The 23482-nt window shown below is 71.8% G+C and carries 22 protein-coding genes and 1 pseudogene; 11 read left to right on the top strand and 12 right to left on the bottom strand.

Features of this window, described 5'->3' with window-relative positions:
• The first annotated feature begins 210 nt into the window (after nucleotides 1-210).
• The 4 genes from RKD20_RS39495 (at nucleotide 211) to RKD20_RS39480 (ending at nucleotide 5032) form a co-directional block, all read left to right on the top strand.
• Nucleotides 211-2061 carry an ABC transporter transmembrane domain-containing protein gene (locus RKD20_RS39495; RefSeq protein ID WP_424881879.1) on the top strand — a complete coding sequence of 617 codons (1851 nt, stop codon included), beginning with the start codon at nucleotides 211-213 and terminating at the stop codon, nucleotides 2059-2061.
• Nucleotides 2058-3839: an ABC transporter ATP-binding protein gene (locus RKD20_RS39490; protein ID WP_424881878.1), complete on the top strand. Its 1782-nt coding sequence runs from the start codon at nucleotides 2058-2060 to the stop codon at nucleotides 3837-3839. Before RKD20_RS39495 ends, RKD20_RS39490 begins: the two co-directional genes overlap by 4 nt.
• A 356-nt stretch (nucleotides 3840-4195) precedes the next feature.
• The gene (locus RKD20_RS39485) at nucleotides 4196-4666 is read left to right on the top strand and encodes a DUF5709 domain-containing protein (RefSeq protein ID WP_424881877.1); all 471 of its coding nucleotides are present in this window, start codon (nucleotides 4196-4198) and stop codon (nucleotides 4664-4666) included.
• Between the two features lie 105 nt (nucleotides 4667-4771).
• Nucleotides 4772-5032 carry a type B 50S ribosomal protein L31 gene (locus tag RKD20_RS39480; protein WP_020118411.1) on the top strand — a complete coding sequence of 87 codons (261 nt, stop codon included), beginning with the start codon at nucleotides 4772-4774 and terminating at the stop codon, nucleotides 5030-5032.
• 23 nt (nucleotides 5033-5055) lie between these two features.
• On the opposite strand, the gene RKD20_RS39475 is transcribed toward RKD20_RS39480, so the two are convergent.
• A complete protein-coding gene (locus RKD20_RS39475) occupies nucleotides 5056-5850 on the bottom strand; it encodes a metal-dependent hydrolase (RefSeq protein WP_402265319.1) in 795 nt (264 codons plus the stop codon).
• A gap of 145 nt (nucleotides 5851-5995) precedes the next feature.
• Here RKD20_RS39475 and RKD20_RS39470 point away from each other — a divergent pair, with 145 nt between their 5' ends.
• A complete protein-coding gene (locus tag RKD20_RS39470) occupies nucleotides 5996-8509 on the top strand; it encodes a DEAD/DEAH box helicase (protein WP_424881876.1) in 2514 nt (837 codons plus the stop codon).
• A gap of 91 nt (nucleotides 8510-8600) precedes the next feature.
• Entirely contained in the window at nucleotides 8601-9467 is an 867-nt protein-coding gene (locus RKD20_RS39465) for an acyl-CoA thioesterase (RefSeq protein ID WP_424881875.1), read from the top strand.
• Between the two features lies 1 nt (nucleotide 9468).
• On the opposite strand, the gene RKD20_RS39460 is transcribed toward RKD20_RS39465, so the two are convergent.
• Nucleotides 9469-10350: a DUF6397 family protein gene (locus RKD20_RS39460; RefSeq protein ID WP_424881874.1), complete on the bottom strand. Its 882-nt coding sequence runs from the start codon at nucleotides 10348-10350 to the stop codon at nucleotides 9469-9471.
• A gap of 298 nt (nucleotides 10351-10648) precedes the next feature.
• Nucleotides 10649-11062 (bottom strand): roadblock/LC7 domain-containing protein, encoded by a 414-nt coding sequence (locus RKD20_RS39455; RefSeq protein WP_424881873.1) that lies wholly within the window; start codon nucleotides 11060-11062, stop codon nucleotides 10649-10651.
• Between the two features lie 93 nt (nucleotides 11063-11155).
• On the opposite strand from RKD20_RS39455, the gene RKD20_RS39450 reads away from it, so the two are divergent.
• Complete coding sequence (locus RKD20_RS39450; RefSeq protein ID WP_424881872.1) at nucleotides 11156-11584, top strand: PPOX class F420-dependent oxidoreductase; 429 nt, start codon at nucleotides 11156-11158, stop codon at nucleotides 11582-11584.
• A 29-nt stretch (nucleotides 11585-11613) separates the two neighbouring features.
• On the opposite strand, the gene RKD20_RS39445 is transcribed toward RKD20_RS39450, so the two are convergent.
• The 5 genes and pseudogenes from RKD20_RS39445 to RKD20_RS39425 all read right to left on the bottom strand — a co-directional run bounded on the left by RKD20_RS39445 (nucleotide 11614) and on the right by RKD20_RS39425 (nucleotide 16631).
• Entirely contained in the window at nucleotides 11614-12219 is a 606-nt protein-coding gene (locus RKD20_RS39445) for a GTP-binding protein (protein ID WP_020118418.1), read from the bottom strand.
• Nucleotides 12220-12351: 132 nt separating this feature from the next.
• Nucleotides 12352-12768, bottom strand: coding sequence for a DUF742 domain-containing protein (locus RKD20_RS39440; protein ID WP_020118419.1), 417 nt, complete (start codon nucleotides 12766-12768; stop codon nucleotides 12352-12354).
• Between the two features lie 22 nt (nucleotides 12769-12790).
• Complete coding sequence (locus RKD20_RS39435; RefSeq protein ID WP_424881871.1) at nucleotides 12791-13264, bottom strand: roadblock/LC7 domain-containing protein; 474 nt, start codon at nucleotides 13262-13264, stop codon at nucleotides 12791-12793.
• A pseudogene (locus tag RKD20_RS39430) lies at nucleotides 13261-15793 on the bottom strand (nitrate- and nitrite sensing domain-containing protein). Before RKD20_RS39430 ends, RKD20_RS39435 begins: the two are co-directional and overlap by 4 nt.
• A gap of 64 nt (nucleotides 15794-15857) precedes the next feature.
• Nucleotides 15858-16631: an MHYT domain-containing protein gene (locus tag RKD20_RS39425; RefSeq protein WP_424881870.1), complete on the bottom strand. Its 774-nt coding sequence runs from the start codon at nucleotides 16629-16631 to the stop codon at nucleotides 15858-15860.
• A gap of 152 nt (nucleotides 16632-16783) precedes the next feature.
• Between RKD20_RS39425 and RKD20_RS39420 the strand changes: the two genes are divergently transcribed.
• Nucleotides 16784-17383 carry a class I SAM-dependent methyltransferase gene (locus RKD20_RS39420; RefSeq protein WP_424881869.1) on the top strand — a complete coding sequence of 200 codons (600 nt, stop codon included), beginning with the start codon at nucleotides 16784-16786 and terminating at the stop codon, nucleotides 17381-17383.
• 4 nt (nucleotides 17384-17387) lie between these two features.
• On the opposite strand, the gene RKD20_RS39415 is transcribed toward RKD20_RS39420, so the two are convergent.
• Nucleotides 17388-18143, bottom strand: coding sequence for an alpha/beta fold hydrolase (locus RKD20_RS39415; RefSeq protein WP_424881868.1), 756 nt, complete (start codon nucleotides 18141-18143; stop codon nucleotides 17388-17390).
• 107 nt (nucleotides 18144-18250) lie between these two features.
• Between RKD20_RS39415 and RKD20_RS39410 the strand changes: the two genes are divergently transcribed.
• On the top strand, nucleotides 18251-18784 hold the full coding sequence (locus RKD20_RS39410) for a PadR family transcriptional regulator (protein ID WP_424881867.1): 534 nt from the start codon (nucleotides 18251-18253) through the stop codon (nucleotides 18782-18784).
• Nucleotides 18785-18838: 54 nt separating this feature from the next.
• On the opposite strand, the gene RKD20_RS39405 is transcribed toward RKD20_RS39410, so the two are convergent.
• Complete coding sequence (locus RKD20_RS39405) at nucleotides 18839-20200, bottom strand: FAD-dependent oxidoreductase (RefSeq protein ID WP_424883423.1); 1362 nt, start codon at nucleotides 20198-20200, stop codon at nucleotides 18839-18841.
• 333 nt (nucleotides 20201-20533) lie between these two features.
• Here RKD20_RS39405 and RKD20_RS39400 point away from each other — a divergent pair, with 333 nt between their 5' ends.
• Both RKD20_RS39400 and RKD20_RS39395 read left to right on the top strand, forming a co-directional pair.
• Nucleotides 20534-20830: a hypothetical protein gene (locus RKD20_RS39400; protein ID WP_424881866.1), complete on the top strand. Its 297-nt coding sequence runs from the start codon at nucleotides 20534-20536 to the stop codon at nucleotides 20828-20830.
• Between the two features lie 135 nt (nucleotides 20831-20965).
• The gene (locus RKD20_RS39395) at nucleotides 20966-21967 is read left to right on the top strand and encodes a hypothetical protein (protein WP_424881865.1); all 1002 of its coding nucleotides are present in this window, start codon (nucleotides 20966-20968) and stop codon (nucleotides 21965-21967) included.
• Nucleotides 21968-22020: 53 nt separating this feature from the next.
• Here RKD20_RS39395 and RKD20_RS39390 read toward each other — a convergent pair whose 3' ends face one another.
• Together RKD20_RS39390 and RKD20_RS39385 are read right to left on the bottom strand one after the other, a co-directional pair.
• Complete coding sequence (locus tag RKD20_RS39390) at nucleotides 22021-22203, bottom strand: hypothetical protein (RefSeq protein WP_424881864.1); 183 nt, start codon at nucleotides 22201-22203, stop codon at nucleotides 22021-22023.
• Between the two features lie 129 nt (nucleotides 22204-22332).
• Nucleotides 22333-23391, bottom strand: a complete 1059-nt coding sequence (locus RKD20_RS39385; RefSeq protein ID WP_424881863.1) for an acyl-CoA desaturase — start codon at nucleotides 23389-23391, stop codon at nucleotides 22333-22335.
• Nucleotides 23392-23482: the final 91 nt, after the last annotated feature.

The following is a 23482-nucleotide window of genomic DNA, read 5'->3' as shown; positions in this document are numbered from 1 at the left end:
CGGCACGCCGTGCGCCTGCGCCTCGCATCGCTCCATGGCCGCACCGCGGTCCGGCGTAGGCAGACGCGGAAAGCGCGGCCGGTCCCGTACCGGGCGGCGGAAAACCGGTTGCCTCCGACCACGCTCTGCCGCGAACCTTTCACGGTTTGCAGCCGCCGTGTGCGGCTCCCTCTCATCCCCCTGACACGAGCCACTGGGACGTCACACGTCATGCAGATCCAAGACCTTCCGTATCCCGACCCGGGAGTGCCCGACGCGCGCTCGGGTCCCCGGTTCCTGTGGTGGCTCTTCAGGAACCAACTGGGCGGACAGCTCAAGTCACTGGCCTGGGGACTGCTGCACTTCCTCTCCGTCTCCGCGCTGCCCCTCTGCGTCGGCGTGGCCATCCAGGCGGTCGTCGACCACTCCGGCCACCGACTCGCCCTCGCGGGCGGCCTGCTGGCACTGTGCTGCGCCGCCAGCGCGCTCGGCGACACCTTCCTGCACCGCACCGCCGTCACCAACTGGATCACGGCCGCCGCACGCGTCCAGCAGTTGCTGGCCCACAAGGCCGCGAACCTGGGCTCTGCGCTGACCCGGCGGGTCGCGGCGGGCGAGGTCGTGGCCGTCTCCACCGGCGACGTCGAGAAGATCGGCTGGTTCGTGGAGGCCTGGTCACGGTTCACCGCGGCGGCGGTCACCGTCGTGGTGGTCTGCGCCGGCCTGGTCGTCTACCAGCCGGCACTCGGCGGGGTGGTCGCCGTGGGCCTGCCGGTGCTGGCCCTCGCGGCACTGCCGCTGCTGCCCCGCGCGACCCGACGCGCCGACTTCCAGCGCGAGAAGGCGGGCCGCGCCACCGAACTGGCCTCCGACACCGTCGCCGGTCTGCGGGTGCTGCGCGGCATCGGCGGCGAGGAACTCTTCCTCGACCGCTACCGCAGGGCCTCCCAGGAGGTCCGCCACGCGGCCGTGCGCAGCGCCCGGATGTGGTCCCTGATCGCCGCGATCCAGGTACTGCTGCCGGGACTGCTGCTGATCGCGGTCGTCTGGTACGGCGTCCATCTGGCCCGGCAGGGCCGGGTCGAGATCGGCGAACTGGTCGCCGTCTACAGCTCCGTCATGATCATGACTTATCCGCTGCGGCACTTCGAGGAGATCGCCATGGCGTACTCCTTCTCCCGCCCCTCGGCCACCCGGGCCGCCCGGGTGCTGTCCCTGGAGCGGGCCACCTCCGCCGAGGGCTCGCGGGACAGGGCAGGGGACGACCTGCCGGCCGGGGATCTGTACGACCCGGCCACCGGTCTGCTCGCACCCTCCGGCCGACTCACCGCGGTGGTGTGCGGCGACCCGGACACGGCGGGCCTGCTGGCCGAACGCCTCGGCGGGCACCCTTCGGGAGAAGGCACGCCGGTGCTGCTGGACGGGGTCCCGCTGGACGAACTGCCGCTCGGCGCGGCGCGTACGGTGGTCCTGGTCCAGGACAAGGACCCGGTCCTGCTCTCCGGAACCCTGCGCGAACTGTTCGACGTGCCCGCCTCCGGAGACGTCGGTGCCGAGGAGGCGCTCGCGGCCGCCCAGTGCGCGGACGTACTGGCGGCCCTGGTCCAGGGGTCCTTGGACGCCGGGGACCCGATGGACGCCCGCATCACCGAACGCGGGCGGTCCCTGTCGGGCGGCCAGCGCCAGCGGCTCGCCCTGGCCCGGTCCCTGTTCACCGACCCGGACGTGCTCGTCCTGGACGAACCGACCTCCGCCGTCGACTCGCACACCGAGGCACGGATCGCGCAAGGCGTACGGGATCTGCGGGCCGGACGCACGACCGTGGTGTTCACCTCCTCGCCGTTGCTCCTGGACCACGCCGACCGCGTGGTGCTGCTGCACGAGGGCGAGGTCGCGGCGGTCGGCGTGCACCGCGAACTGGTGCGCAAGGAGCCGCGGTACCGGGCGGTCGTCACCCGCGAGACGGACGAAGAGGCCGCGTCGCACGACGTACTGAACGAGCAGGACGTACTCAACGACCGAGACGTACTGAACGACCAAGACGTACTGCACGAACTGGAAGAGATCGAGGAGAGCGCATGATCGGCGTGGCGCCACCGGCGTACGACCCGGCGGCACCGACGACGGCGAACACCCTGCCCGTCGGGGCCACCGCGACCGTACGCGCCTACGTGGCCGAACTGTTCCGTCGGCACCGCCGCGCCTTCGCGCTCCTCGTCGGTGTCAACACGGTCGCGGTGCTGGCCTCCATGGTCGGCCCCTGGCTCCTCGGCGACCTCGTCGAACGGGTCTCGGACGGGGCCCGGGAACTCCATCTGGAGCTGACGGCCGGGCTGTTCGTGAGCGCACTGGTCGTCCAGGCCGTGTTCGTACGGCAGGTGCGGCTGCGCGGTGCGATGCTCGGCGAGCGCATGCTGGCCGACCTGCGCGAGGACTTCCTCGTACGGTCGGTCGGCCTGCCGCCGGGCGTCCTGGAGCGGGCCGGGACCGGTGATCTGCTGTCCCGGATCACGACGGACATCGACCGGCTCGGCAACGCCATGCGCGAGGCCGTGCCCCAGCTGGCGATCGGCGTGGTGTGGGCCGCCCTGCTCCTCGGCGGGCTCGTGATCACCGCGCCGCCGCTGGCCGCCGCCGTACTGCTCGCCGTGCCGGTGCTGGTGGTCGGCTGCCGCTGGTACTTCAGGCGGGCGCCCTCGGCCTACCGCTCGGAGGCCGCGGGGTACGCCGCCGTGGCCGCCGCGCTCGCCGAGACCGTGGACGCCGGACGCACCGTGGAGGCGCACCGTCTGAGCGCGCGTCGCATCGAGCTGTCGGAGCGGCGGATCAAGGAGTGGACGGCCTGGGAGCGGTACACACTGTGGCTCCGGTCGGTGCTCTTCCCCTGCATCAACGTCAGCCACGTGATGATCCTTTCCTCGGTGCTGATGATCGGCGGGGTGTTCGTCCTCCACGGCTGGATCGGAGTCGGCCAGCTGACGACGGGCGCGCTGATCGCGCAGATGCTGGTCGATCCCGTCGGGCTGATCCTTCGCTGGTACGACGAGCTTCAGGTGGCCCAGGTGTCGCTGGCCCGGCTGGTCGGCGTCCGGGACATCGAGCCGGCCGTCGGAGACGCCGGGCTCGCCCCCGACGGGCGGGATGTGCACGCGGACCAGGTGCGCTTCGGGTACCTGGAAGGCGTGGACGTCCTGCGCGAGGTGTCCCTGAGGGTCGCGCCCGGCACCAGGGTGGCGCTGGTCGGACCCTCGGGCGCCGGCAAGTCCACCCTGGGCAGGCTGCTGGCCGGCATCTACGCGCCCCGGGACGGCCGGATCACCCTCGGCGGGGCCGAGCTGTCCCGGATGTCCGCCGAACGGGTCCGTGAGCACGTGGCCCTCGTCAACCAGGAGCACCACGTCTTCGTGGGCTCCCTGCGCGACAACCTCCTGCTCGCCCGGACGGACGCCACGGACGCCGAGCTCTGGGCGGCTCTCGGCGCGGTCGACGCGGACGGATGGGCGCGGGCGCTCGACGACGGCCTCGACACCGAGGTCGGCTCGGGCGGCCTGACCGTCACTCCGGCCCAGGCCCAGCAGGTCGCACTGGCCCGGCTGGTGCTGGCCGACCCGCACACGCTGGTCCTGGACGAGGCGACGTCGCTGCTGGATCCCAGGGCGGCCCGTCACCTGGAACGCTCCCTGGCCCGCGTCCTCGACGGCCGCACCGTGGTCGCCATCGCCCACCGCCTGCACACCGCCCACGACGCGGACGTCATCGCCGTCGTCGAGAGCGGCCGCATCAGCGAACTGGGCAGCCACGACGAGCTGGTCGCGGCGGACGGGGCGTATGCGGCGCTGTGGAGGTCTTGGCACGGGTGACGGGGGGCGGGGCGCCGGGGGTGGGGAGGTTCGGGTGCCGTGTCTCGTGCCGGGGGCCGGGTGCCGGCTCCGGCTCCGGCTCCGGCCGCCGGAGCTGTTCCCACGCCACGGCTCCGACCTCCAGACACCCTGACAACGCACCCCGACCTCCGGCCCCACCCCCGCTCCAGCCGGCGCAGCGACCCCGTGGCGTTGCGCAGTCCCGAAAGGGGGTGGAAGGCTGGACAGCAGCACCGGCTCAGGGAGCGCACGCGGGCGGCACGGTTCGTCGGCGGGCGCGGCAGGTGCCCCGTCAGTCCGTGGCCCGCCCCGGGTCGCGAAAGGAACGGGTCCGTCCCCTTCACCTGGAGGTACCCGTGGACAGCTCCGACGGATGGGGAGACGACGTCTACCAGCCCGACGGCTCCGAGATCCAGGACGACGCGGGTCTGCTCGACGCGGAGGACACCCTGGAGGACGACGGAGTCGGCGATCCCCTCGACCGCGGCTGGTCCCCGCCGGAGCGGCCGTGGGCGGTGGAGCACCGCGGTGTGACGGCCGCGGAGCGCCGACAGGGCGAGACGCTGGACCAACGGCTCGCCGAGGAGACGCCCGACCTCGTGCCGTCCGACGGCGACGGCATCGGTGACTGCGACGGCTCCGACGGCGAGCTTCTGGACAACGAGGTCGGCTCGCTGCGTTCCGGCCGTCTCGTGGCCCCCGACGAAGGGGCTCACGAGGACGAGGAGAGTGCGCTGATCGCCACCGACGTGGGCATCGACGGTGCCGCGGCGTCCGCGGAGGAGGCCGCGATGCACATCGTCGACGAGGAGTCCCTGCCCGGCTGACCGTCGCGGCCGAGACCGTCGCGGCCGAAACCCGGCCGTCTTCACACCGCCCACCGACGCCGACACACTGCCCGTGCCGTATCCCGCACCTCCCGAGGAGCAGCCATGCAGCAGGACAAGCACCCCGACTACCACGAGGTCGTCTTCCGCGACCGCTCCGCCGGCTACGCCTTCCTGACCCGGTCCACCGCCACCAGCGACCAGACCATCGAGTGGGACGACGGCGAGACCTACCCGGTGGTGGATGTGGAGATCTCCTCCGAGAGCCACCCCTTCTACACCGGCAAGGCGCGGACGGTGGACTCGGAGGGCCGGGTGGCCGCCTTCGAACGGCGCTACGGAGGCGGGACCGGTCAGGGCAGCTGACGGGGAACGCGGGCGCCCCGGGCTCAGATGAAGTTGAGGGCCGCCGCGCAGCCCACGCCCCCGAGCAGCATGAAGGCCGGCATCAGCACCTTCAGCTCGACCCAGCTGCCCGCCCGGAAGCGCATGATCTTCGGCGGGCCGATCGGGTACCAGCGCTTGCGGCCCACCGGGATCGGCCACAGGATCGGGCAGCCGGAGACCGTCAGCGCGTCCCCGATGTCGTGCACGAGCGCGCCCAGCACGACCGGCAGTCCCAGCCACAGGTACTCCTGGCCCGGCTGCGTGAACAGCCAGTCCGAGCCGTTGCCCGGCTTGTCCAGGACGCCCGCGATGATCCACGCGCTGGTCGCGGCCAGCAACCAGACCAGGACGTCGGCACTGGAGCCCCGGGTCGCCCGCCACAGCAAGCCCTCGATGGCCAGCACCATGTGCACGAACAGGATCGCCAGCACCGCCCAGCGTCCCCCGGTGATCGCCGCCACCGAGCAGCCCGCACCGATCAGTACGGCCCACAGCCAGGTGTGGGTGAGCGTGCGGTGTCCGCCGGAGCGACGGGGGTCGCCCTGCTTCCTGGTGGCCTTGTAGACGGCGTACGAGAGTTTGTCGACGATCTCGCACAGACCCCGCGAGACCGGTCCGAAGGCCCGCGAGATCGTGGCCGCCTGGTGGTCGAGGTCGGGTGCGAGCGCGGCGCCCGCACAGATCAGGGCTCCGGCCAGCAGTACGGGCCACGGCATGGTGTGCCCCGTGGCCGCGGCCGCCGCTCCTACGCCCAGCCAGGCCGCGGCGCCCGACAGTGAGTGTGCTGGTCCCATCATCGGCGTTGCCCGCCCCATTCCTCGTGTGCCACTGTCCAGTTGACCGGCTGCGCTGACGCTGCGTCGGCGACACAGCGTACTGGTCGTGATCATCGGACTCGCATCCGATTCCCCCATCGGGCATCCGGGCAGGCAAGATGGGTGGGTGACCCTCATCGATCAGCTGCCGCCGACCGCCGACCCCGACGCCCTCTACGAAGCCTTCGAGTCGTGGGCCGAGGAACGCGGTCTCACGCTCTACTCCCATCAGGAGGAGGCGCTGATCGAGGTGGTCTCGGGGGCGAACGTGATCGTGTCGACGCCTACCGGCTCCGGCAAGAGCATGATCGCGGCGGGTGCGCACTTCGCCGCGCTCGCGCGTGACGAGGTCACCTTCTACACCGCGCCCATCAAGGCGCTCGTGTCGGAGAAGTTCTTCGAGCTGTGCAAGATGTTCGGCACGGAGAACGTCGGCATGCTGACCGGCGACGCCTCCGTCAACGCCGACGCCCCCGTGATCTGCTGCACCGCCGAGGTGCTGGCGTCGATCGCGCTGCGCGACGGCAAGGGCGCGGACGTCGGCCAGGTCGTCATGGACGAGTTCCACTTCTACGCCGAGGCGGACCGCGGCTGGGCCTGGCAGATCCCGATCCTGGAGCTGCCACAGGCGCAGTTCATCCTGATGTCGGCCACGCTCGGCGATGTCTCGATGTTCGAGAAGGACCTGACCCGGCGCACCGGCCGGCCGACGTCGGTGGTCCGCTCGGCGACCCGTCCCGTCCCGCTCTCCTACGAGTACAAGTTCACCCCGCTCACCGAGACCCTGACGGAACTCCTGGAGACCAGGCAGGCGCCGGTGTACATCGTGCACTTCACACAGGCGCAGGCCGTGGAGCGGGCGCAGGCGCTGATGAGCATCAACATGTGCACGCGCGAGGAGAAGGACCGGATCGCCGACCTGATCGGCAACTTCCGCTTCACCACCAAGTTCGGCCGCAACCTCTCCCGTTACGTCCGGCACGGCATCGGCGTCCATCACGCCGGCATGCTGCCCAAGTACCGGCGGCTGGTGGAGAAGCTGGCGCAGGCCGGTCTGCTGAAGGTCATCTGCGGCACGGACACCCTCGGCGTCGGCGTCAACGTGCCCATTCGCACGGTGCTGTTCACGGCGCTGACCAAGTACGACGGCAACCGGGTCCGTACCCTGCGCGCCCGGGAGTTCCACCAGATCGCGGGCCGCGCGGGCCGGGCCGGGTACGACACGGCGGGCTTCGTCGTCGCCCAGGCTCCCGAGCACGTCATCGAGAACGAGAAGGCGCTCGCCAAGGCGGGCGACGACCCGAAGAAGCGCCGCAAGGTGGTGCGCAAGAAGGCGCCCGAGGGATTCGTCGGCTGGACCGAGAACACCTTCGAGAAGCTGATCTCCTCCGAGCCGGAGCCGCTGACGTCCCGCTTCCGGGTCACCCACACGATGCTGCTGTCGGTGATCGCCCGCCCCGGTAACGCCTTCGCGGCGATGCGGCACCTCCTGGAGGACAACCACGAGCCGCGCAAGCAGCAGCTGAAGCACATCCGGCGGGCGATCGCCATCTACCGCTCGCTGCTGGACGGCGGCATCGTCGAGAAGCTCGACGAGCCCGACGCCTCCGGCCGCATCGTCCGCCTCACCGTGGACCTCCAGCAGGACTTCGCACTCAACCAGCCGCTGTCCACGTTCGCGCTCGCCGCGTTCGAGCTGCTCGACCCCGAATCGCCGTCCTACGCCCTGGACATGGTGTCCGTCGTGGAGTCCACGCTGGACGACCCCCGGCAGATCCTGGTCGCCCAGCTGAACAAGGCGAAGGGCGAGGCCGTGGCCGCGATGAAGGCGGACGGCGTCGAGTACGAGGAGCGCATGGAGCGCCTCCAGGACATCTCGTACCCGAAGCCCCTGGAGGAACTGCTCTTCCACGCGTACGACACCTACCGCAAGAGCCACCCCTGGGTCGGCGACCATCCGCTCTCCCCGAAGTCCGTCATCCGCGACATGTACGAACGGGCGCTGACCTTCACGGAGTTGGTCTCCCTCTACGACCTGGCCCGCACCGAGGGCATCGTCCTGCGCTACCTCGCCAGCGCCTACAAGGCGCTCGACCACAACATCCCCGACGACCTGAAGTCCGAGGATCTGCAGGACCTGATCGAGTGGCTCGGCGAGACGGTCCGCCAGGTCGACTCCAGCCTGCTGGACGAGTGGGAGCAGCTCGCCAACCCGGAGGAGATGACGGCCGAGGAGGCCCAGGAGCGGGCCGACGAGGTCAAGCCCGTCACCGCCAACGCGCGTGCCTTCCGTGTCCTGGTCCGCAACGCCCTGTTCCGCCGCGTCGAACTCGCCGCCCTCGACCAGGTCGAGGAGCTCGGCGCGATGGACGGCGAGGCCGGCTGGGACGCCGACGCGTGGGGCGAGGCGATGGACAAGTACTGGGACGAGTACGACGACCTCGGCACCGGCCCCGACGCGCGTGGGCCCAAGCTGCTGCGGATCGAGGAGGAGCCGCAGAACCGGCTGTGGCGCGTCCGGCAGACTTTCGCCGACCCGAACGGCGACCACGACTGGGGCATCAGCGCGGAGATCGACCTCGTCGCCTCCGACGCGGAGGGCCGCGCGGTCGTCCGGGTCACCGATGTCGGCCAGCTGTGAGCCCCAGGCCTGTTGTGAGCCCGAGGCCGGATGCAAGCCCCGGGCCGGGTCTGAGTCCCAGGCCGGATGTGAGCCAAGGAGAGTCCCACCCATGACCAACCCGGCCGAGAAACTCGTCGACCTGCTCGACCTGGAGCAGATCGAGGTCAACATCTTCCGTGGCCGCAGCCCGCACGAGTCCCTCCAGCGGGTCTTCGGCGGCCAGGTGGCGGGCCAGGCACTGGTGGCCGCCGCCCGCACCACGGACGGCGAGCGCCCGGTGCACTCGCTGCACGCGTACTTCCTGCGCCCGGGCCGCCCCGGGGTGCCGATCGTGTACCAGGTCGAGCGGGTGCGGGACGGTCGGTCGTTCACGACGCGCCGGGTCACCGCCGTGCAGCAGGGCCGCACGATCTTCAATCTCACCGCCTCCTTTCACAAGCCTGAGGAAGGTCCCTTCGAGCACCAGCTGCCTCCCGCCCGCAAGGTCCCGGACCCGGAGTCCCTGCCGAATGTCGGCGACGAGATCCGGGAGCATCTGGGCCAACTGCCCGAGCAGTTGGAGCGGATGGCGCGCCGCCAGCCCTTCGACATCCGGTATGTGGACCGGCTGCGCTGGAGCGCCGACGACGTCAAGGACGCCGAGCCGCGCAGCGCGGTGTGGATGCGCGCGGTCGGGCCGCTCGGGGACGACCCGGTCGTGCACACCTGCGCGCTGACCTACGCAAGCGACATGACCCTCCTGGACGCCGTTCGCCTCCCGGTCCAGCCCTTGTGGGGTCCGCGGAGCTTCGACATCGCGTCGTTGGATCACGCCATGTGGTTCCACCGTCCCTTCCGCACGGACGAGTGGTTCCTGTACGACCAGGAGTCGCCGATCGCGACCGGTGGGCGCGGTCTGGCCCGTGGCCGGATCTACGACCGGGAGGGACGTCTGCTGGTGTCCGTCGTCCAGGAGGGCCTGTTCCGGCCGCTGTAGCTCAGGCGCTTCTGCGGCGGAGCCAGCCCAGCAACCCGCGGGACGGTTCCTGGGCTGCCGGCTCCCCCGGTGGCGGGCCGGAAGGTGCCTGGCGGACCACGGGGCGTGGCGCGGGCCGGAACCGTCGCGCGTCCTGGAGGACACCGGTCAGTTCGGTCCTCAGCCAGGCGATCTCGGCCGGGTCGTCCGCCGTCATGATCTTCTCGATGAGGTGCGCGGCGGGCGAGCCCTGCGCCCCGTGCGCGGGTGGTCCCGGGCGGAAGCGATGAAGGTGGGACCGCTCGTAGGGATCCGGGACGAGCTCCGCGATCTGGACCGGGTCGAGGAAGGCGGCGAGGGCTCCGGCGCTCTCCCACGGGTCCTCGGCCAGGCGCAGGAGGAATCCGCGGTGGCGTCCGCGCCAGTTGCGGGCGCGCAGGTCCACGCCCTCGTCCAGCATGTCGCGCAGGCCCTCGGGCATACGCCGGGCGGTCAGCAGCGGGGTGTTGTCCTCGACCGTAGTGAACTCGTCGAGTTCGTCGGCCAGATACAGCCACACGACGGCCCGGTACCGGTTCAGATAGAAGCGCACCGGCGAGAACAGGCCGAGGCGCGCAAGGCGGGTGAACCTGCCGACGGGGATGCCCATGGCCTCCGCGCCCTCGGTGGTGCCAACGAGCCGTACGCGTTGACGCAGCGTGTCGGGAAAACCGCTCGTGGCCCGGAGCCGGTCGACCTCGGAACGCGTGACGCGTCGGCCCCCGCCCCCCTCGTCGGGCACCGTCCGGATCTGGCCCAGGTGGACGGCGAGGTCGAACTCGCTTCGCCTGAGGCCCAGTTCGCGCGCCGCGCGGCTGGGCGTGCAGGCATTGCGCTGGAGTTGGGTGACGGTGCTGCTCGTCATGGTCGCTCCCCCGTGGAGTCACTGCTCACGCTGTGTGCGTTCGCCATGACAGAAACCGTAGCCGGTGGGGCGCGAGGCGTGGTGAGCCTGTGGATAACTCCGGCGGACCGGAGAACACGCAGGTCAGCGACCCAGGGCGGCTTCGCCGCCCGCCGTGGGGCGGGTAAATGGGCGTGCCGAGCACCCCGTGGCCCTTGATCAACACTGCATCGCGGGGGCGGCAACGCAGGAGGCGGAGGTCAGCTGGTCAGCTGGTCAGCTACCTGCGGTTTTGCCCAGGCCAGTTGGTATTTACGCGTCAGAGGTCTGCTGCCGGGCTCCGCTCGGGTCTGCGGGCGTCCACGTCGAGGTGCTCGCCGACCCGGTTGACGAGCAGGGTCATCTCGTAGGCGATCCGGCCGAAGTCGGCGTCGGAGCCGCTGAGCACGCACAGACAGCTGCCGGTACCCGCCGCGGTGACGAACAGCACCGCGTCGTCGAACTCGATCATCGTCTGCCGTACGTTGCCCGCGCCGAAGTGGCGCCCCGAGCCCTTGGCCAGGCTGTTCAGTCCGGACGAGACGGCGGCGAGATGGTCCGCGTCCTCGCGGCGCAGTCCCGTGCTGGCGCCCGTCACCAGCCCGTCGTTGGACAGCACCAGCGCGTGCCGCACATGGTCGACGCGCTCGGTCAGATCGTCCAGCAGCCAGCCGAGCCCCTGCTTCTCCGGCATGTGTCCCGTCTCCCCGTGTGACGTCTCCTCCTGCCCGGAGGATCCCCAGCAAGCCTTCCCCACGACCGTCAACGGGGCAAGGAGAATGGGGACATGGCACAGAAGATGACCGATGAGGAATGGCGGGAGTTCGTCTCGCACGGCACCCGTACCGGCAAGTTGTCGACCGTCCGGGCCGACGGGAGTCCGCATGTGGCACCGATCTGGTTCGTGCTCGACGGGGACGACCTGGTGTTCAACACCGGGAAGGCGACCGTGAAGGGGCGCAACCTGGCGCGGGACGGGCGGGTCGCCCTGTGCGTGGACGACGACCGGCCGCCCTTCGACTACGTGGTGCTGCAGGGCCGGGCCCGGATTTCGGAAGACCCTGACGAGCTCCGGCACTGGGCCGGGCGGATCGGGGCGCGGTACATGGGCGAGAAACGGGCCGAGGAGTTCGGCGCCCGCAACGGCGTGCCGGGAGAACTCCTCGTCCGCGTGACGATCGACAAGGTACTGGCGGAGAAGGCCGTCGCGGAGTGACGTGCCGGTGAGAAGATCGCGCCCCGCGGTCAGCCCACCGAGTCGAGCAGCCGGGCGGTGTGCATCCGCCCGGCGTACTCGACCAGCCGGATCAGCACCTCCTTGCCCGAGTCGCGGTCCCGTGCGTCGCACAGCACCACGGGTGTGCCCTGGTCGAGGTCGAGGGCGCGCGAGACGTCCTCGGCGCCGAAGGCCCGGGCACCGGCGAAGCAGTTGACGGCCACCACGAACGGGATGTGCCGGTGCTCGAAGTAGTCCACGGCCGGGAAGCAGTCCTCCAGGCGCCGGGTGTCGGCGAGGACGACGGCTCCCAGAGCCCCCTGCGACAACTCGTCCCACAGGAACCAGAAGCGGTCCTGGCCCGGGGTGCCGAAGAGGTAGAGCGACAGGCCGGAACGGATGGTGATCCGTCCGAAGTCCATGGCGACCGTAGTGGTGACCTTCTGGTCCACCCCGTCGGTGTCGTCCACCGACTGCCCTGCCTCGCTGAGCAGTTCCTCGGTGCGCAGTGGCCTGATCTCGCTGACGGCGCCCACCAGGGTGGTCTTGCCCACGCCGAACCCGCCGGCGACCAATATCTTCAGCGCGAGGGCGGTCGTCTCGCCGCCCTGTGCGTCGGAGTTCTCGGAGACCATCGATCACTTCTCTCGGGAGGGCCGGCAACGGGCGGCGACGTCGGCGGTACGGGGTCGCGAAGGCAGCATCATGACAACTGGAGCTCCCCTTCGAGGGGTTGGACCACTTATTGCCCGGTTCTGAACGTTCATCTACAGCGCCCGGAGCCCTTCGATCACCTCGCGCAGAATCCGTTCGTCGGGGAGCTGCGCGGGGGGCACCGGACGGCTGACGGTGACACAGCCGAGTTCCAGGAGGTCCCCCAGGAGCACCCTGACCACGCCCACGGGCAGGTCGGCGCCCGCGGAGAGTTCCGCCACCGACTGCGTCTCCGTGCGGCACAGGTCGATCAGGGCCCGGTGTTCCGGCCCGAGCGCTGTGTCGTCGCCGGCCCCGGGCGCGCCGAGGTCGAGGGTGACGAGGGCGATCAGATCGAAACGCACGCCGGTGGGGCCGCCGGGTCTGGTGCGCCCGCCCGTCATCGCGTAGGGGCGGACGAGGGGCCCTGCCTCGCCGTCGTACCACTGGCTGCCCTGGTCGTACGGGACGCCCGCCATGTCCTCGGTCATCTGAGCCGACCGCCCTTCCCTCTCATCCGCCGGCAGGCGGCCGCGCGCCCACGCGCGGCGGCGTGTAGAGGTGCTCCCCGACGCGCTTGACCAGCCGTGCCATCTCGTAGGCGACCAGGCCTATGTCCGCGGTCACCGCGGTGAGGACGGCGAGACAGGAGCCGTCCCCCGCGGCGGCCACGAACAGGAAGCCGTCGTCCATCTCGACCATGGTCTGGCGCACTCCCCCGGCGCCGAAGTGCCGGCCGGCGCCCTTGGCCAGACTGTGGAATCCGGAGGAGACCGCGGCGAGATGCTCCGCGTCCTCGCGGCGCAGGTCCGTGGAGGCGCCCACGGCGAGTCCGTCGTTGGAGAGCACCACGGCGTGCCGTACCTCGCTCACGCGCAGCACCAGGTCGTCCAGCAGCCAGTCGAGTTCGCCGGACCTCCCCCACTCGCGGTTCCGCTCGCCCGGGGGGACCCCCATGTCGGCCCTCGTACTCGGGTCCTGGATCATCCTCGGTCTCCTTCGCTGCTGTCTCTGCCCGCTGGGGAATCTGGGGTGGCACCGCGTCCGGGCTGCCTGCCGCCGCCGCGGGCCCAGCCCTCGCGGTACGCCGCCATCCGGTCCCGCACGGCCTCGGGCGTACGGTCGTCGTCCCGGCGGGCGGCTGCCGGGGCCGCTTCCGCGGAGCGCTGCTCGCGCAGCTGGGGAGCGAGGCTGGCCTGCCGGACCCGGCGGGGAAGGTCCTCGGACTCCGCCGGCTCGTCCGGCGGCCGGTGCAGACGCAGGGCGGTGACTCCGGAGGGCGGTGTGTCGGCCGTTCCCCGGTCCGCCGCGGCCGTCAGCGGAGCCACCAGGGCGGGCCGCTCGGCCGGGGCGGGGACGGACTCCTGGTCCCGTTCGGGGTCCCGTTCGGTGGCGGCCACGCGCGCGTACTCGCGTTCCGTGCGCCGTTTCCGGTCCGAGGCCTGGGCGGGGGAACGTTCCGCCGCCTTGATGTGCAGCAGTGCCGTGGGCAGCAGGACGACGGCGGTGGTGCCGCCGTAGGGCGAGGTGCGCAGGTGGACCTTGATGCCGTGCCGGGCCGCGAGCCTGCTGACCACGAACAGGCCCAGCCGGTCGCTGTCGAACAGGTCGAGCGTCTCGGACTGCTCGATGCGGCGGTTGGCCTCCTCAAGGGTCTCCTTGCCCATTCCCAGACCTCGGTCCTCGACCTCGACGGCGTAACCGTTGCCGACGGGCTCCCCGGTGACACGCACGCGTGTGTGGGGTGGTGAGAACTGAGCGGCGTTCTCGATGATCTCGGCCAGCAGGTGAGTGAGGTCGGCGACCGCCGCGCCGACGACGGAGGCGTCGGGCAGCTGACGCACCTCCACGCGCGCATAGTCCTCGACCTCGGAGACGGCCGCGCGAACCACGTTGGTCAGCGAGACCGGCATCCGCCAGGCGCGGCCTGGTGCCGCTCCGGAGAGGATGATCAGGCTCTCCGCGTGGCGGCGCATGCGGGTGGTGAGGTGGTCGAGCCGGAAGAGGTCGCTCAGTTCGTTCGGGTCGTCGGAGCGGCGTTCCATGCTGTCGAGCAGGCTCAGCTGGCGGTGCACGAGGACCTGGCTCCGGCGGGCGAGGTTGACGAAGACCCCGGAGATTCCGCTGGCGAGTTCGGCGCGCTCCACGGCGGCCCGCAGCGCGGCGCGGTGGACCGTGGTCAGGGCCTCGGCGACCTGACCGGCCTCGTCCTCCGCGGGCGGCCCCGGCGGGGCCTCGGACCGGATGTCGATCTCGTCGCCGACGCGCAACCGCTCCATGGCCTCGGGGAGTTTGCGGCGGGCGATGTCCAGGGCGCTGTTGCGCAGGCTCACGAGCTCGATGACGAGCCCGCGTCCGATGCGCACGGAGATGACGAGCGACGCGGCGACGGCGAGCAGGCCGAGCAGGACCGCGGCCCCGGCCGGGGTGAGCAGACCCCGGGTGAACGGGTCGGCACGGCGGGCGACGCCGCTGCCCGCCGCCTGTTCGACGGTGCGCATGCCCTCCTGCACGCGCGCGTGTGCCGGCTGCCAGGTGGCCTCCGGCGTCGACTCGACCGCGCGGGCGCCGGGGGCGGCGGCGAGGGTCCGGTCCTCGGCGGAGGTCACGGTGGCGTAGGCGGCGCTGCCGGCGGACCTTCCGCCAGGCGGCGCGGTCGGAGCCGCGCAGGTCGGCGGCGGCGCCCTCGACGAGGGCTCGGCGGGTGTCGACGGCCCCGGTGAACAGCCGCAGCCGCTCTCCGGCGAGGACGCCTGACAGCCGCGCGCTGGACAGCACGGCGTCCTCCTGGGCCAGCGACTCGCCCGCTCGGGAGAACTCCAGCAGCACGCGCGCGTCGGAGCCGAGGTCGGCGTCCTGGATGCCGGTGAGGGCGCCGCCCACCGCGAAGGCGCCGGCGATGGTCCTGGTGTAGCGGCCGTACGTCTCGTCCCATCCGGCGCTGCGGTCGAGCACGGCGGCGCGCACGGGGCGCAGTTGTTCGACGCCGGTCACGAAGGCTTCGAGTCGCTGGGCGACACCGGGGGGCAGTTCCTCGCTGTCGGCGACGGTGTTGTCGTCGCCGAGCCGCAGTCGTGCCACGGCCCGGTCGGTGCGCACGGCGAGCTTGCGCAGGTCGTCGCTCTGCGCGGCGGACGGGTCGGTGGCGTAACGAACGGCGGCGGCGCGTTCCGCCTGGAGTGCGGTCACGGCGTCGGCGACGGGCGAGCGGACGGCGCCGTCCACGCGCTGCAACTGCCGTAGCCGGGACACGTCCTGGGCGGTGCTGACCGTGGCGTACGCCCACAGGGCGAGCAGCGAGACCACGGGCACCATGAGCAGGCAGACGATCTTGGCGCGGACCGTGCGGGGGCGTATCCGCCAGTGCCCCGCGCGCGCGGGTATGTCGTCCGGGAGACCCACGGGGTCGTCCGGGCTCTCGTCGGCCGGTGGTCCGGCATGCGCGCGACGCCCGCGCGCGGGTGTCTGGTGCGGCGTCTCGGCGCCGGCTGTGGGGGTCCTACGCGGTGTACGCATGGCCTCCTCGCTCGGGAGTGGTTCGGGGGCGTGTGGTCGGGCCGTCCGGGGCCCGGATCCGCCGCTAGGAGGCGACGTGCTCGACCGTGCGCTGGGCCGAGGCGGATGCCTCGCGCTCTCCTGTCGTGGGCGACAGCGCGACGAAGGCCGAGGTCAGGAACAGGTAGGAGCCGAGTCCGACGGCGAGCGGGAAGATGAACTGCATCGCCGTCGCCCCGGTCAGGACCTCGCCGGAGGGCGAGACCCGCACGCTCACCGCGAACATCCCGGTGTAGTGCATGCTGCTGACCGCGGCGCCCATGATGAGGGAGGCGAGGGTGACGGCGACGGGCGACTTGATGTTGAGCGCCGCCCACAGGGCCGCCGTCGCCGCGACGACCGCGATGAGGACGGAGAGTCCGACGAGCACCGGGTCGTAGTGGACGGCGCCGTGCAGCCGTACGGCGGCCATGCCCAGGTAGTGCATGCTCGCCACGCCCAGGCCGGTGGTGAGGCCGCCCAGGAAGAGCGCGCGGACCCGGTCACGGCTGTAGCCGACCGCGAACACGCCGGCGGAGACGACGACCATCGCGACCAGGAGGCTGGCGATGGTCAGTGGTACGTCGTAGCGGATGTCCGTACCGCTGACGCTGAAGCCGAGCATGGCCACGAAGTGCATGGTCCAGATGCCGGTCCCGATGGCCGAGGCCGCGGTGATGAGCCAGTTGCGGCGCGAGCGTCCGGTGGCGCCGAGCGCGCGCATGGTGCAGCGCAGGCCGAGCGCGGCGCCGATACAGGCCATGACGTACGAGAGTGTGGGCGTCAGCCAGCCCAGGGCTGCGTGGTCCAGGTGTCCCATGGTCAAGGGACGCTAGTCGGGGCAGGGGCGCACAAAGAGGGCGCATTTCGAAAGGTGTTGGAATATGGCGCAAGGGTGCGTCTGAACGATCGCGGCACGCTCGAACATGCGCGCCGGGGCTCCATCCGTGTCGGTGAGGGATCATGCGGAACATGAGCGACGACCACACACACGTTCAGGAGTTCTTCGCGGCCCGCGCCGCCGACTGGGACAGCCGGTTCCCTGACGACGGTCCGGCCTACGCCGCCGCGGTCGCGGAGCTCGGGCTGCGCGAGGGCGACCGCGTCCTCGACGCGGGCTGCGGCACCGGACGGGCCCTGCCGCCCCTGCGGGCGGCCGTGGGGCCCTCGGGAGTGGTCCTCGGAGCCGATCTGACCCCGGCCATGGTGCACGAAGCCGTACGCGCCGGACGGGACCGGGACGGACGGCTGCTGCTCGCCGACGTGGCCGCGCTGCCGCTGCGCTCTCGGTCGCTCGACGCCGTCTTCGGAGCGGGCCTGATCTCCCATCTGCCCAGACCGGCCGAGAATCTGCGCGAGTTGGCCCGAGTGGTGCGGCCCGGCGGTGTCCTGGCGCTGTTCCATCCGATCGGCAGGGCGGCGCTCGCGGCACGCCAGGGACGGCAGATCACCCCCGAGGACCTGCGCGCCGAGCCCAACCTCCGTCCTCTGCTGGCCGGTTCGGGATGGCGCATGACGTCGTACGTCGACGAGGACGCCCGCTTCCTGGCCCTGGCCGTCCGCGAGGACTGAACGCTCACAGCTTGCCGGCGACCACCGCAGCGAAGGCGTCGGGGTGATCGAACATGACGTTGTGCCCGGCGCCCGGGACGGTCACCACGCGCACGCCTGCCGCCTCCAGCGTCTTGCGCCCCTCCAGTTCACCGCTGAGCTCCCCCTGGAGATACACGCGATCGATCGGCAGGCCTTCGAGGACGGCGCGCATCATGGGCGTCGATCCGCGCCTGAGCCCGGCCGCGCTGCGGTGCAGGGCGCGCGGGTCGGCCAGCCGCATGGTCGCTGCCCACAGCGGGCCGACCTTCTCGAGCACGCGCGCGTGGCCGCCCGCGACGAAGTCGTCCTCGTCGTAGGCGTCGATCCGGGTGCTGCCCGCCGTGGCCGGGGGCGCCGCGTCGAGGTTGGCCTCGGTGAGGACCAGCCGGGACACGAGCTCAGGCCTGCGATGCGCGAGCACGAGCGCGACCGACCCGCCCATGCTGTGCGCGATCAGCTCGACGCCGGTCAGCCGCGCGGCGTCCAACGCGGCGGCCAGGGCGTCCGCGTGGTCCTCCAGCGTGTATCCGAAGTCCTCGGGACGGTCGCTGACGCCGTGTCCGGGCAGATCGACGAACAGGCTGCGCCGGCCCGCGAGTTCCCGCCGGGCCGCGATGTGTGCGTGATAGACGGCCGAGACCGCTCCCAGGCCGTGCACGTACACGCGTGCCGGTTCCTCGCCGGGGGTCTCGGTCCAGCGGATGCAGCTTCCCTTGCCGTCGAACTCGGCCTGCCTCATGCGCCCTCCCTCGGTGCGTCATCCGGAACTATACATCGCCGCCGAGGTATTCCGACATCGAGGTAATACGGTAGGGATGTACAGCGCCAATGCGAGAGAATGCGTGCATGCTGGAGCTCGCCATCCTCGGATTCCTGTACGACACCCCGCTGCACGGCTACGAACTGCGCAAACGCCTCACGGCCCTGGCGGGTCACGTACGCCCCGTGGCCGAGAGCACGCTGTACCCGGCCATCAAGCGGCTGGAGAAAGCGGGATTGCTGGCGCGCGCGACGGAACCCGGCGCCGTGGCCGCGCCCCGCCATGTCCTGACGCTCACGGACGAAGGACGTCAGGAGTTGCGCCGCCGGCTCGCCGAACCGTCCGCGCGCGACATCACCGACGAGAACCGGTGGTTCACGGTCCTCGCCTTCCTCCGGCACCTGGACGACGCCGGCTCGCAGGCGGCCGTACTGCGGCGCCGGCTCGCCTTCCTGGAGGAGCCCGCGAGCTTCTTCTACGAGGGTGACCGCCCGCTGAGCGCCGAGGAGGTGGACGATCCCTTCCGGCGCGGGGTGCTGACCATCGCCCGCGCCACGTCCCGGGCCGAACTCAACTGGCTGCGGGAGACGATCGCGTCCCTCGACGGGGCTTCCAAGTAGGGCCCGGCCCTGCGTCGAGGACCGCCGCGCAAGCCCACGGTCCGAGTGAGCCGATCACCGGGTCCGGGATCCGGGCTCCTCCGGTGTCGCGGGCGGCTCGGTCGGTGTCGGCGCGGCTGGGCCGAAGAGGACGGCCCTGGCCACGGGCGGGGCGAACAAGGCGGTGACGGGCTCGGAGAGGGTCAGGACCGCACGGAAGGCCCGCCCCACGACGGGGTCACCGGGGGCGCGCTCCTGGACGCGGCTCAGATACCACCCCGCGACCTGGTCCGCGGGCCCACCGTCGACCGCGGTGCCGACCGCGCCCGGCATCTTGCGGTCCGCTCCGGCGGAGATGTCCCACGCGAGCCGGGACGCCGCGAGGAGCGCCTGCTGCACGCGCCGTGTCGTCGGCGTCCGGCGCCGGTCGGCCAGCGCGTCCCGCAGGGCGACCGCGCTCATCGCGGCAACGGCCATGCCCTGCCCGTAGATCGGGTTGAAGGTGCACAGCGCGTCGCCGGTGGCGAGGAAGCCCGCCGGGCGGCCGGGGAAGTCGTAGCGTCGGCGGATGTTCGCGGTCCTTCGGTGGCCGAACGCCGGGGAGAGCGGTTCGGCCTCGGCCAGCCACCGATGCAGAAGCGGGTGCGGCAGCCTCTTGGCGTACGTCACGAACTCGTCGTCGGCCGTGGGCGGTTCGTCGCCGCGCAAGCCCGAGACGATCACCAGATGGCTGCCGTCCTCCAGCGGCAGCGCGCCTCCGGCGTGCACCTGCTCGGGGTCGGGATAGGCGTAGTAGCCGCGGGTCTCGCCATCGAGGGCGCCGTTCGTGCCGCGGTAGACGCGGGAGGCGTAGGCGAGTCCGGTGTCGATGGTCTCCTCGTCCGGGCGCTCGGCGCCGATCGCCGCGAGCCACTGCGGGGCCTTCGTGCCGCTGCCGGAGGCGTCGACCACCAGATCGGCCTCCAGGGGGCGGGACTCCGCGCGGGTGTCGCCGGAGCGGTCGCGCACCTGCACTCCCCGCACGCGCGTGGCGTCACCGAGGAACCCGATGACGTCGGTCCCCTCCAGCACGCTGATCACCGGGTTGGCGAGGACCCGCCGGCGCACCAGTTCCTCGAGCTGCGCACGGGAGCCGGTGTAGATGTGCGTCGACGCCGGCACCCGCCGGAACCAGCGGCCGCTCTGCCACAGCACCATGTCGGCCGGCATGCCCACGCGAGGCGCACCCGCCGCCTGCAGCTCCGCCAGGAATCCCGGCAGCAGTGACTCCAGGGCCGTCTGGCCGCCTTGGAGCAGGACGTGCGGGTGGCGGCCCTGCGGCACCCCCGGCCGTGGCTTGGCGCCGTCCGGGAACCGGTCGCGCTCGACGACGGTCACCCGGTCGGCGTGCCCGGCCAGGACATGCGCCGCGAGCAGCCCTGCGAGGCTCCCGCCCACGACGAGGGCATGCCGTCCGTCCTTGCCGCCGCCTTCTCCCCGATGGCCTGTCTCTCCGGCAGAGTTCACCGAATCCCTCCCCCTGGTCGTCACGTCGCGAGACGGCACAAGTATCCCGTCCCGCACAGGAGGTTGACCGTTTTCCGGCCCATCTGAGCGACACTGGACGTCCGCCCCAGGCCCGGCGCGGGGAGTGGACCGCGGACCGCGCACCGGCGATGACGGCACCGCCCCACTCCGGCCCTCTTCTGCCGCCGGGGCTCCGACTTTACGTTGAGAAGCAGAAGACGAACGTTCGCCAGGATCACGTCACGCAGGGGGAAGGTGATCGGCATGTGGGCCAGGTTCCGCAGGTCCAGCGCCAGAGTCGTCGATGCGCTGCGCACCGAGACACCCAGCGGCCGGGAAGGCCGCGCGCACAATCTTTTCGAGGCCGCGGCCGCGTACGTCTCGGCCTGCGCGGAGGACGACCAGGACCGGATCGACGAGGCTTCGGGCTGGGTGTCGCCGGAGGCATTGTCGTTCGGGGTCAACGAGCTGGCGTGCCGGGCCGTCATCGCCCTCGCGCGGGAGCGCGACGAGTCCCCGCGTACGGTGGCACGTGCGCTCCTCGGACTGCCGGCGGCCTGAACGGCCGGCAAGTGTGGTCGATTCGCCCCCGTCCAGCCGGGAAACTGCAGCTCCGGGTGTTCTTGGGAGTCGTGACAAGCGCCTTCCGCGCACACTAAGGTGCGCGCCGTTGGACCAACCGATGGGGAGGCTGTGATGGCCGGGACGGACGAGGACACCGTCGCCGCCGCGGACGACGCGCTCTATGTGCTGACGGCGGTGCTGCTGACGCCGGCGAAGTTCCCGAGCGTGCTGGGCGACGACTATCCGGAGGCCTGCGCAGCGCTCGGTCTGGCACCGCTGGCGGACGGCTACGGCCTGGTGATCGGCCAGGACGGCAGCGGCGCCCGGTGGACGGTCGTCATCGACGACGTCTCGCTGGTCGCCGTCGCCATCGCGTCCTGGGACTGCGGCATGGAGTACGACCTGTCGCCCGACGAGCGCACGGTCGTGGCCGCCCTGCCGGGCTGGCCGCTCGCGGTCGCCGTCGCCGCGCCCGGGGTGCCGGCGCCGCACGATCCCGATCCGGACGCCGCCGACGGCCCGGCGCTGACGCCGCCGGACACGTCCACGTGGGGTTCCGCCCAGCGGCGTCTGGGCGCCGACGAGATCGCGCTCCGGTGGGCGATGTGGCGGGAACAGATCAATGACACGGACTTCCTGAGACCGAACGGCGGGGCTGCGGGGGGTGACAGGGGTGACAAGGCCGGAGCCGGCAGGACCACCGACGGCGTGACTACGGACGCGGACGCCTTCGCCCGCGATGCCTCGCAGGGCAAGGCCCCGGGCGATGAAGCGGCGGCGGACAGCGCAGCCGGCGGCAGCGCTGCGGGCGACACGGCTGCGGGACCCACCGCCTCAGGTGGGCCGGGGAGGGAAGCCCCCAAGGGCCACAGCGGCGTCCGGCGTGTCCTCGCCGAGGCCCGCGCCTACGTGGATTCGCCGCCGCCCCTGGGGCGCGTCCGGTCGTCCTTCGCGTCGGGCGACGCACGGACGCTGCGAGCCGACGGTCCCGGCTGGTCACTGGTCGCCAGGACCGACGACATCGCGTTCGTGCTGCTCGACGACGAGCCCGGGGAGGTCCTGCCGGTGGGCCGGGGCCCCGAGCTGCCGGGGCTGCTGGAAGCGCTCGACAAGCTGGCCGTACGTCCCAGCTGAGCCGCCGCGCCGCACCGTCCGGGTCTGTCGTGATCCCGGCCGGTGCGGGTGGGTCAGCGGCCGATCCCCTTGCGGGTGACGCCGCGCAGCCGACGCCGCTGTGAGGGGTCCAGCGTGAGGTACGCGGCGGCCGGGACTCCCACGATGATCAGGAACGAGACCCACCAGGGCAGCCAGAACAGCAGGAGCAGCCCGACCGCCACTCCCCCTGCGGCGATCTTCGCGTTCTTCGACATGTACGTCGCCTCCTTCGCGGCGGTTGCCGCTCTCTGTCCAGGAAACGGGTCCGCGCTTCCCGCAGTTCCGCATCGCGACCCTGAGACATCCCTGAGACCTTGCCCTGAGACGCCCCGGATGCGCGTCGCCTAGCGGTCCGCCCGCAGCGGCTCGCCCACCTCGTGCATGTGGCTCAGGGCCTGTCGGTAGGAGTCGACGAGTCCTGTCTCCGTGTAGGGGATACCCAGATCCCGGCAGTGCGCGCGCACCAGGGGCTGCGCGAGGCGCAGATGGGGCCGGGGCATGCTGGGGAAGAGGTGGTGCTCGATCTGGTAGTTGAGGCCGCCGAGGAACCAGTCGGTGAGGGTGCCGCCGCGGATGTTGCGGGAGGTGAGCACCTGCCGGCGCAGGTGGCCCCAGGACTCGCCGTCCGGGTCAGGCATCTCCATGCCCTTGTGGTTGGGGGCGAAGGCCATCCCGAGGTGCAGGCCGAACAGCGCCTGGTGGACGGCCGCGAAGGCGAGCGCCTTTCCGGGGGACATGGTGGTCAGCAGCAGCGTGGCGTAGGCGGCGACGTGGCTCACCAGGAGAGCGCCCTCGACGGCACGCTCCCCCGGTGTCTGTCGACGCAGGTCCCGGAAGCCCTGGATCTTCAGGGCGACGCCTTCGAGGAGGGTGAGCGGGAAGAACAGCCAGGCCTGGTGGCGGGTGAGCCAGCGCCTGAAGCCGGTGCGTCCGGTCGCCTGCTCGCCGGTGAAGACGAGGACGTCGGCGGCGACGTCGGGGTCCTTGTCGATGTGGTTGGGGTTGGCGTGGTGACGGTTGTGCTTCTGGTTCCACCAGGAGTAGCTCATCCCGAGCAGCAGGTTGCCGTGGACGAGCCCTATGACGCGGCCGGTCGCCTTGTCGCCGGTGATCTGCGCATGGCCCGCGTCGTGCCCTATGAAGGCGCTGCGGGCGCAGAACACGGCCAGAAGCGGGGCCAGCAGCAGGGTGCGCCAGGAGTCGCCGGACAGGGCGACGGCCGTGACGATCGCGGCGAGGGCGAGCGCGTTGACGGCGACGGTCCGGGCGTACCAGCCGTGGCGGCGGTCCAGGAGGCCCCGGGCCTTCACCGCGCGCAGGAGCGGGGCGAACTCGCTGCCACCGGGCGAGGGGCCGGACGTACCGCGCGGGCGGGGTGCGACGGTGACGGTGCTCTGGGACATGTCCGGGCTCCGGCTCTCTCAGGAAACGTGCTGACCTGAGGAAACGTACGGACCGGCGACCTGTCGCGACCATGTGGCGACCCCCCGTGTG

Source organism: Streptomyces sp. SLBN-8D4 (assembly GCF_049739545.1).
Lineage (GTDB): Bacteria > Actinomycetota > Actinomycetes > Streptomycetales > Streptomycetaceae > Streptomyces > Streptomyces canus_C.
Note: the sequence above shows the minus strand (reverse complement) of the source record. Positions and strands in the feature narration are given on the sequence as shown.

Excerpts from the sequence above, each read along its gene's own strand:
- RKD20_RS39445 (WP_020118418.1), bottom strand. The coding sequence starts at position 12,219 with ATGGTCTCCGAGAACTCCGACGCACAGGGCGGCGAGACGACCGCCCTC.
- RKD20_RS39490 (WP_424881878.1), top strand. The coding sequence starts at position 2,058 with ATGATCGGCGTGGCGCCACCGGCGTACGACCCGGCGGCACCGACGACG.
- RKD20_RS39385 (WP_424881863.1), bottom strand. The coding sequence starts at position 23,391 with ATGTCCCAGAGCACCGTCACCGTCGCACCCCGCCCGCGCGGTACGTCC.
- RKD20_RS39390 (WP_424881864.1), bottom strand. The coding sequence starts at position 22,203 with ATGTCGAAGAACGCGAAGATCGCCGCAGGGGGAGTGGCGGTCGGGCTG.
- RKD20_RS39435 (WP_424881871.1), bottom strand. The coding sequence starts at position 13,264 with ATGATCCAGGACCCGAGTACGAGGGCCGACATGGGGGTCCCCCCGGGC.
- RKD20_RS39475 (WP_402265319.1), bottom strand. The coding sequence starts at position 5,850 with ATGATGGGACCAGCACACTCACTGTCGGGCGCCGCGGCCTGGCTGGGC.
- RKD20_RS39425 (WP_424881870.1), bottom strand. The coding sequence starts at position 16,631 with ATGGGACACCTGGACCACGCAGCCCTGGGCTGGCTGACGCCCACACTC.
- RKD20_RS39460 (WP_424881874.1), bottom strand. The coding sequence starts at position 10,350 with ATGACGAGCAGCACCGTCACCCAACTCCAGCGCAATGCCTGCACGCCC.
- RKD20_RS39455 (WP_424881873.1), bottom strand. The coding sequence starts at position 11,062 with ATGCCGGAGAAGCAGGGGCTCGGCTGGCTGCTGGACGATCTGACCGAG.
- RKD20_RS39410 (WP_424881867.1), top strand. The coding sequence starts at position 18,251 with ATGCTGGAGCTCGCCATCCTCGGATTCCTGTACGACACCCCGCTGCAC.
- RKD20_RS39440 (WP_020118419.1), bottom strand. The coding sequence starts at position 12,768 with ATGACCGAGGACATGGCGGGCGTCCCGTACGACCAGGGCAGCCAGTGG.
- RKD20_RS39450 (WP_424881872.1), top strand. The coding sequence starts at position 11,156 with ATGGCACAGAAGATGACCGATGAGGAATGGCGGGAGTTCGTCTCGCAC.
- RKD20_RS39400 (WP_424881866.1), top strand. The coding sequence starts at position 20,534 with ATGTGGGCCAGGTTCCGCAGGTCCAGCGCCAGAGTCGTCGATGCGCTG.
- RKD20_RS39495 (WP_424881879.1), top strand. The coding sequence starts at position 211 with ATGCAGATCCAAGACCTTCCGTATCCCGACCCGGGAGTGCCCGACGCG.
- RKD20_RS39415 (WP_424881868.1), bottom strand. The coding sequence starts at position 18,143 with ATGAGGCAGGCCGAGTTCGACGGCAAGGGAAGCTGCATCCGCTGGACC.
- RKD20_RS39395 (WP_424881865.1), top strand. The coding sequence starts at position 20,966 with ATGGCCGGGACGGACGAGGACACCGTCGCCGCCGCGGACGACGCGCTC.
- RKD20_RS39420 (WP_424881869.1), top strand. The coding sequence starts at position 16,784 with ATGAGCGACGACCACACACACGTTCAGGAGTTCTTCGCGGCCCGCGCC.
- RKD20_RS39480 (WP_020118411.1), top strand. The coding sequence starts at position 4,772 with ATGCAGCAGGACAAGCACCCCGACTACCACGAGGTCGTCTTCCGCGAC.
- RKD20_RS39465 (WP_424881875.1), top strand. The coding sequence starts at position 8,601 with ATGACCAACCCGGCCGAGAAACTCGTCGACCTGCTCGACCTGGAGCAG.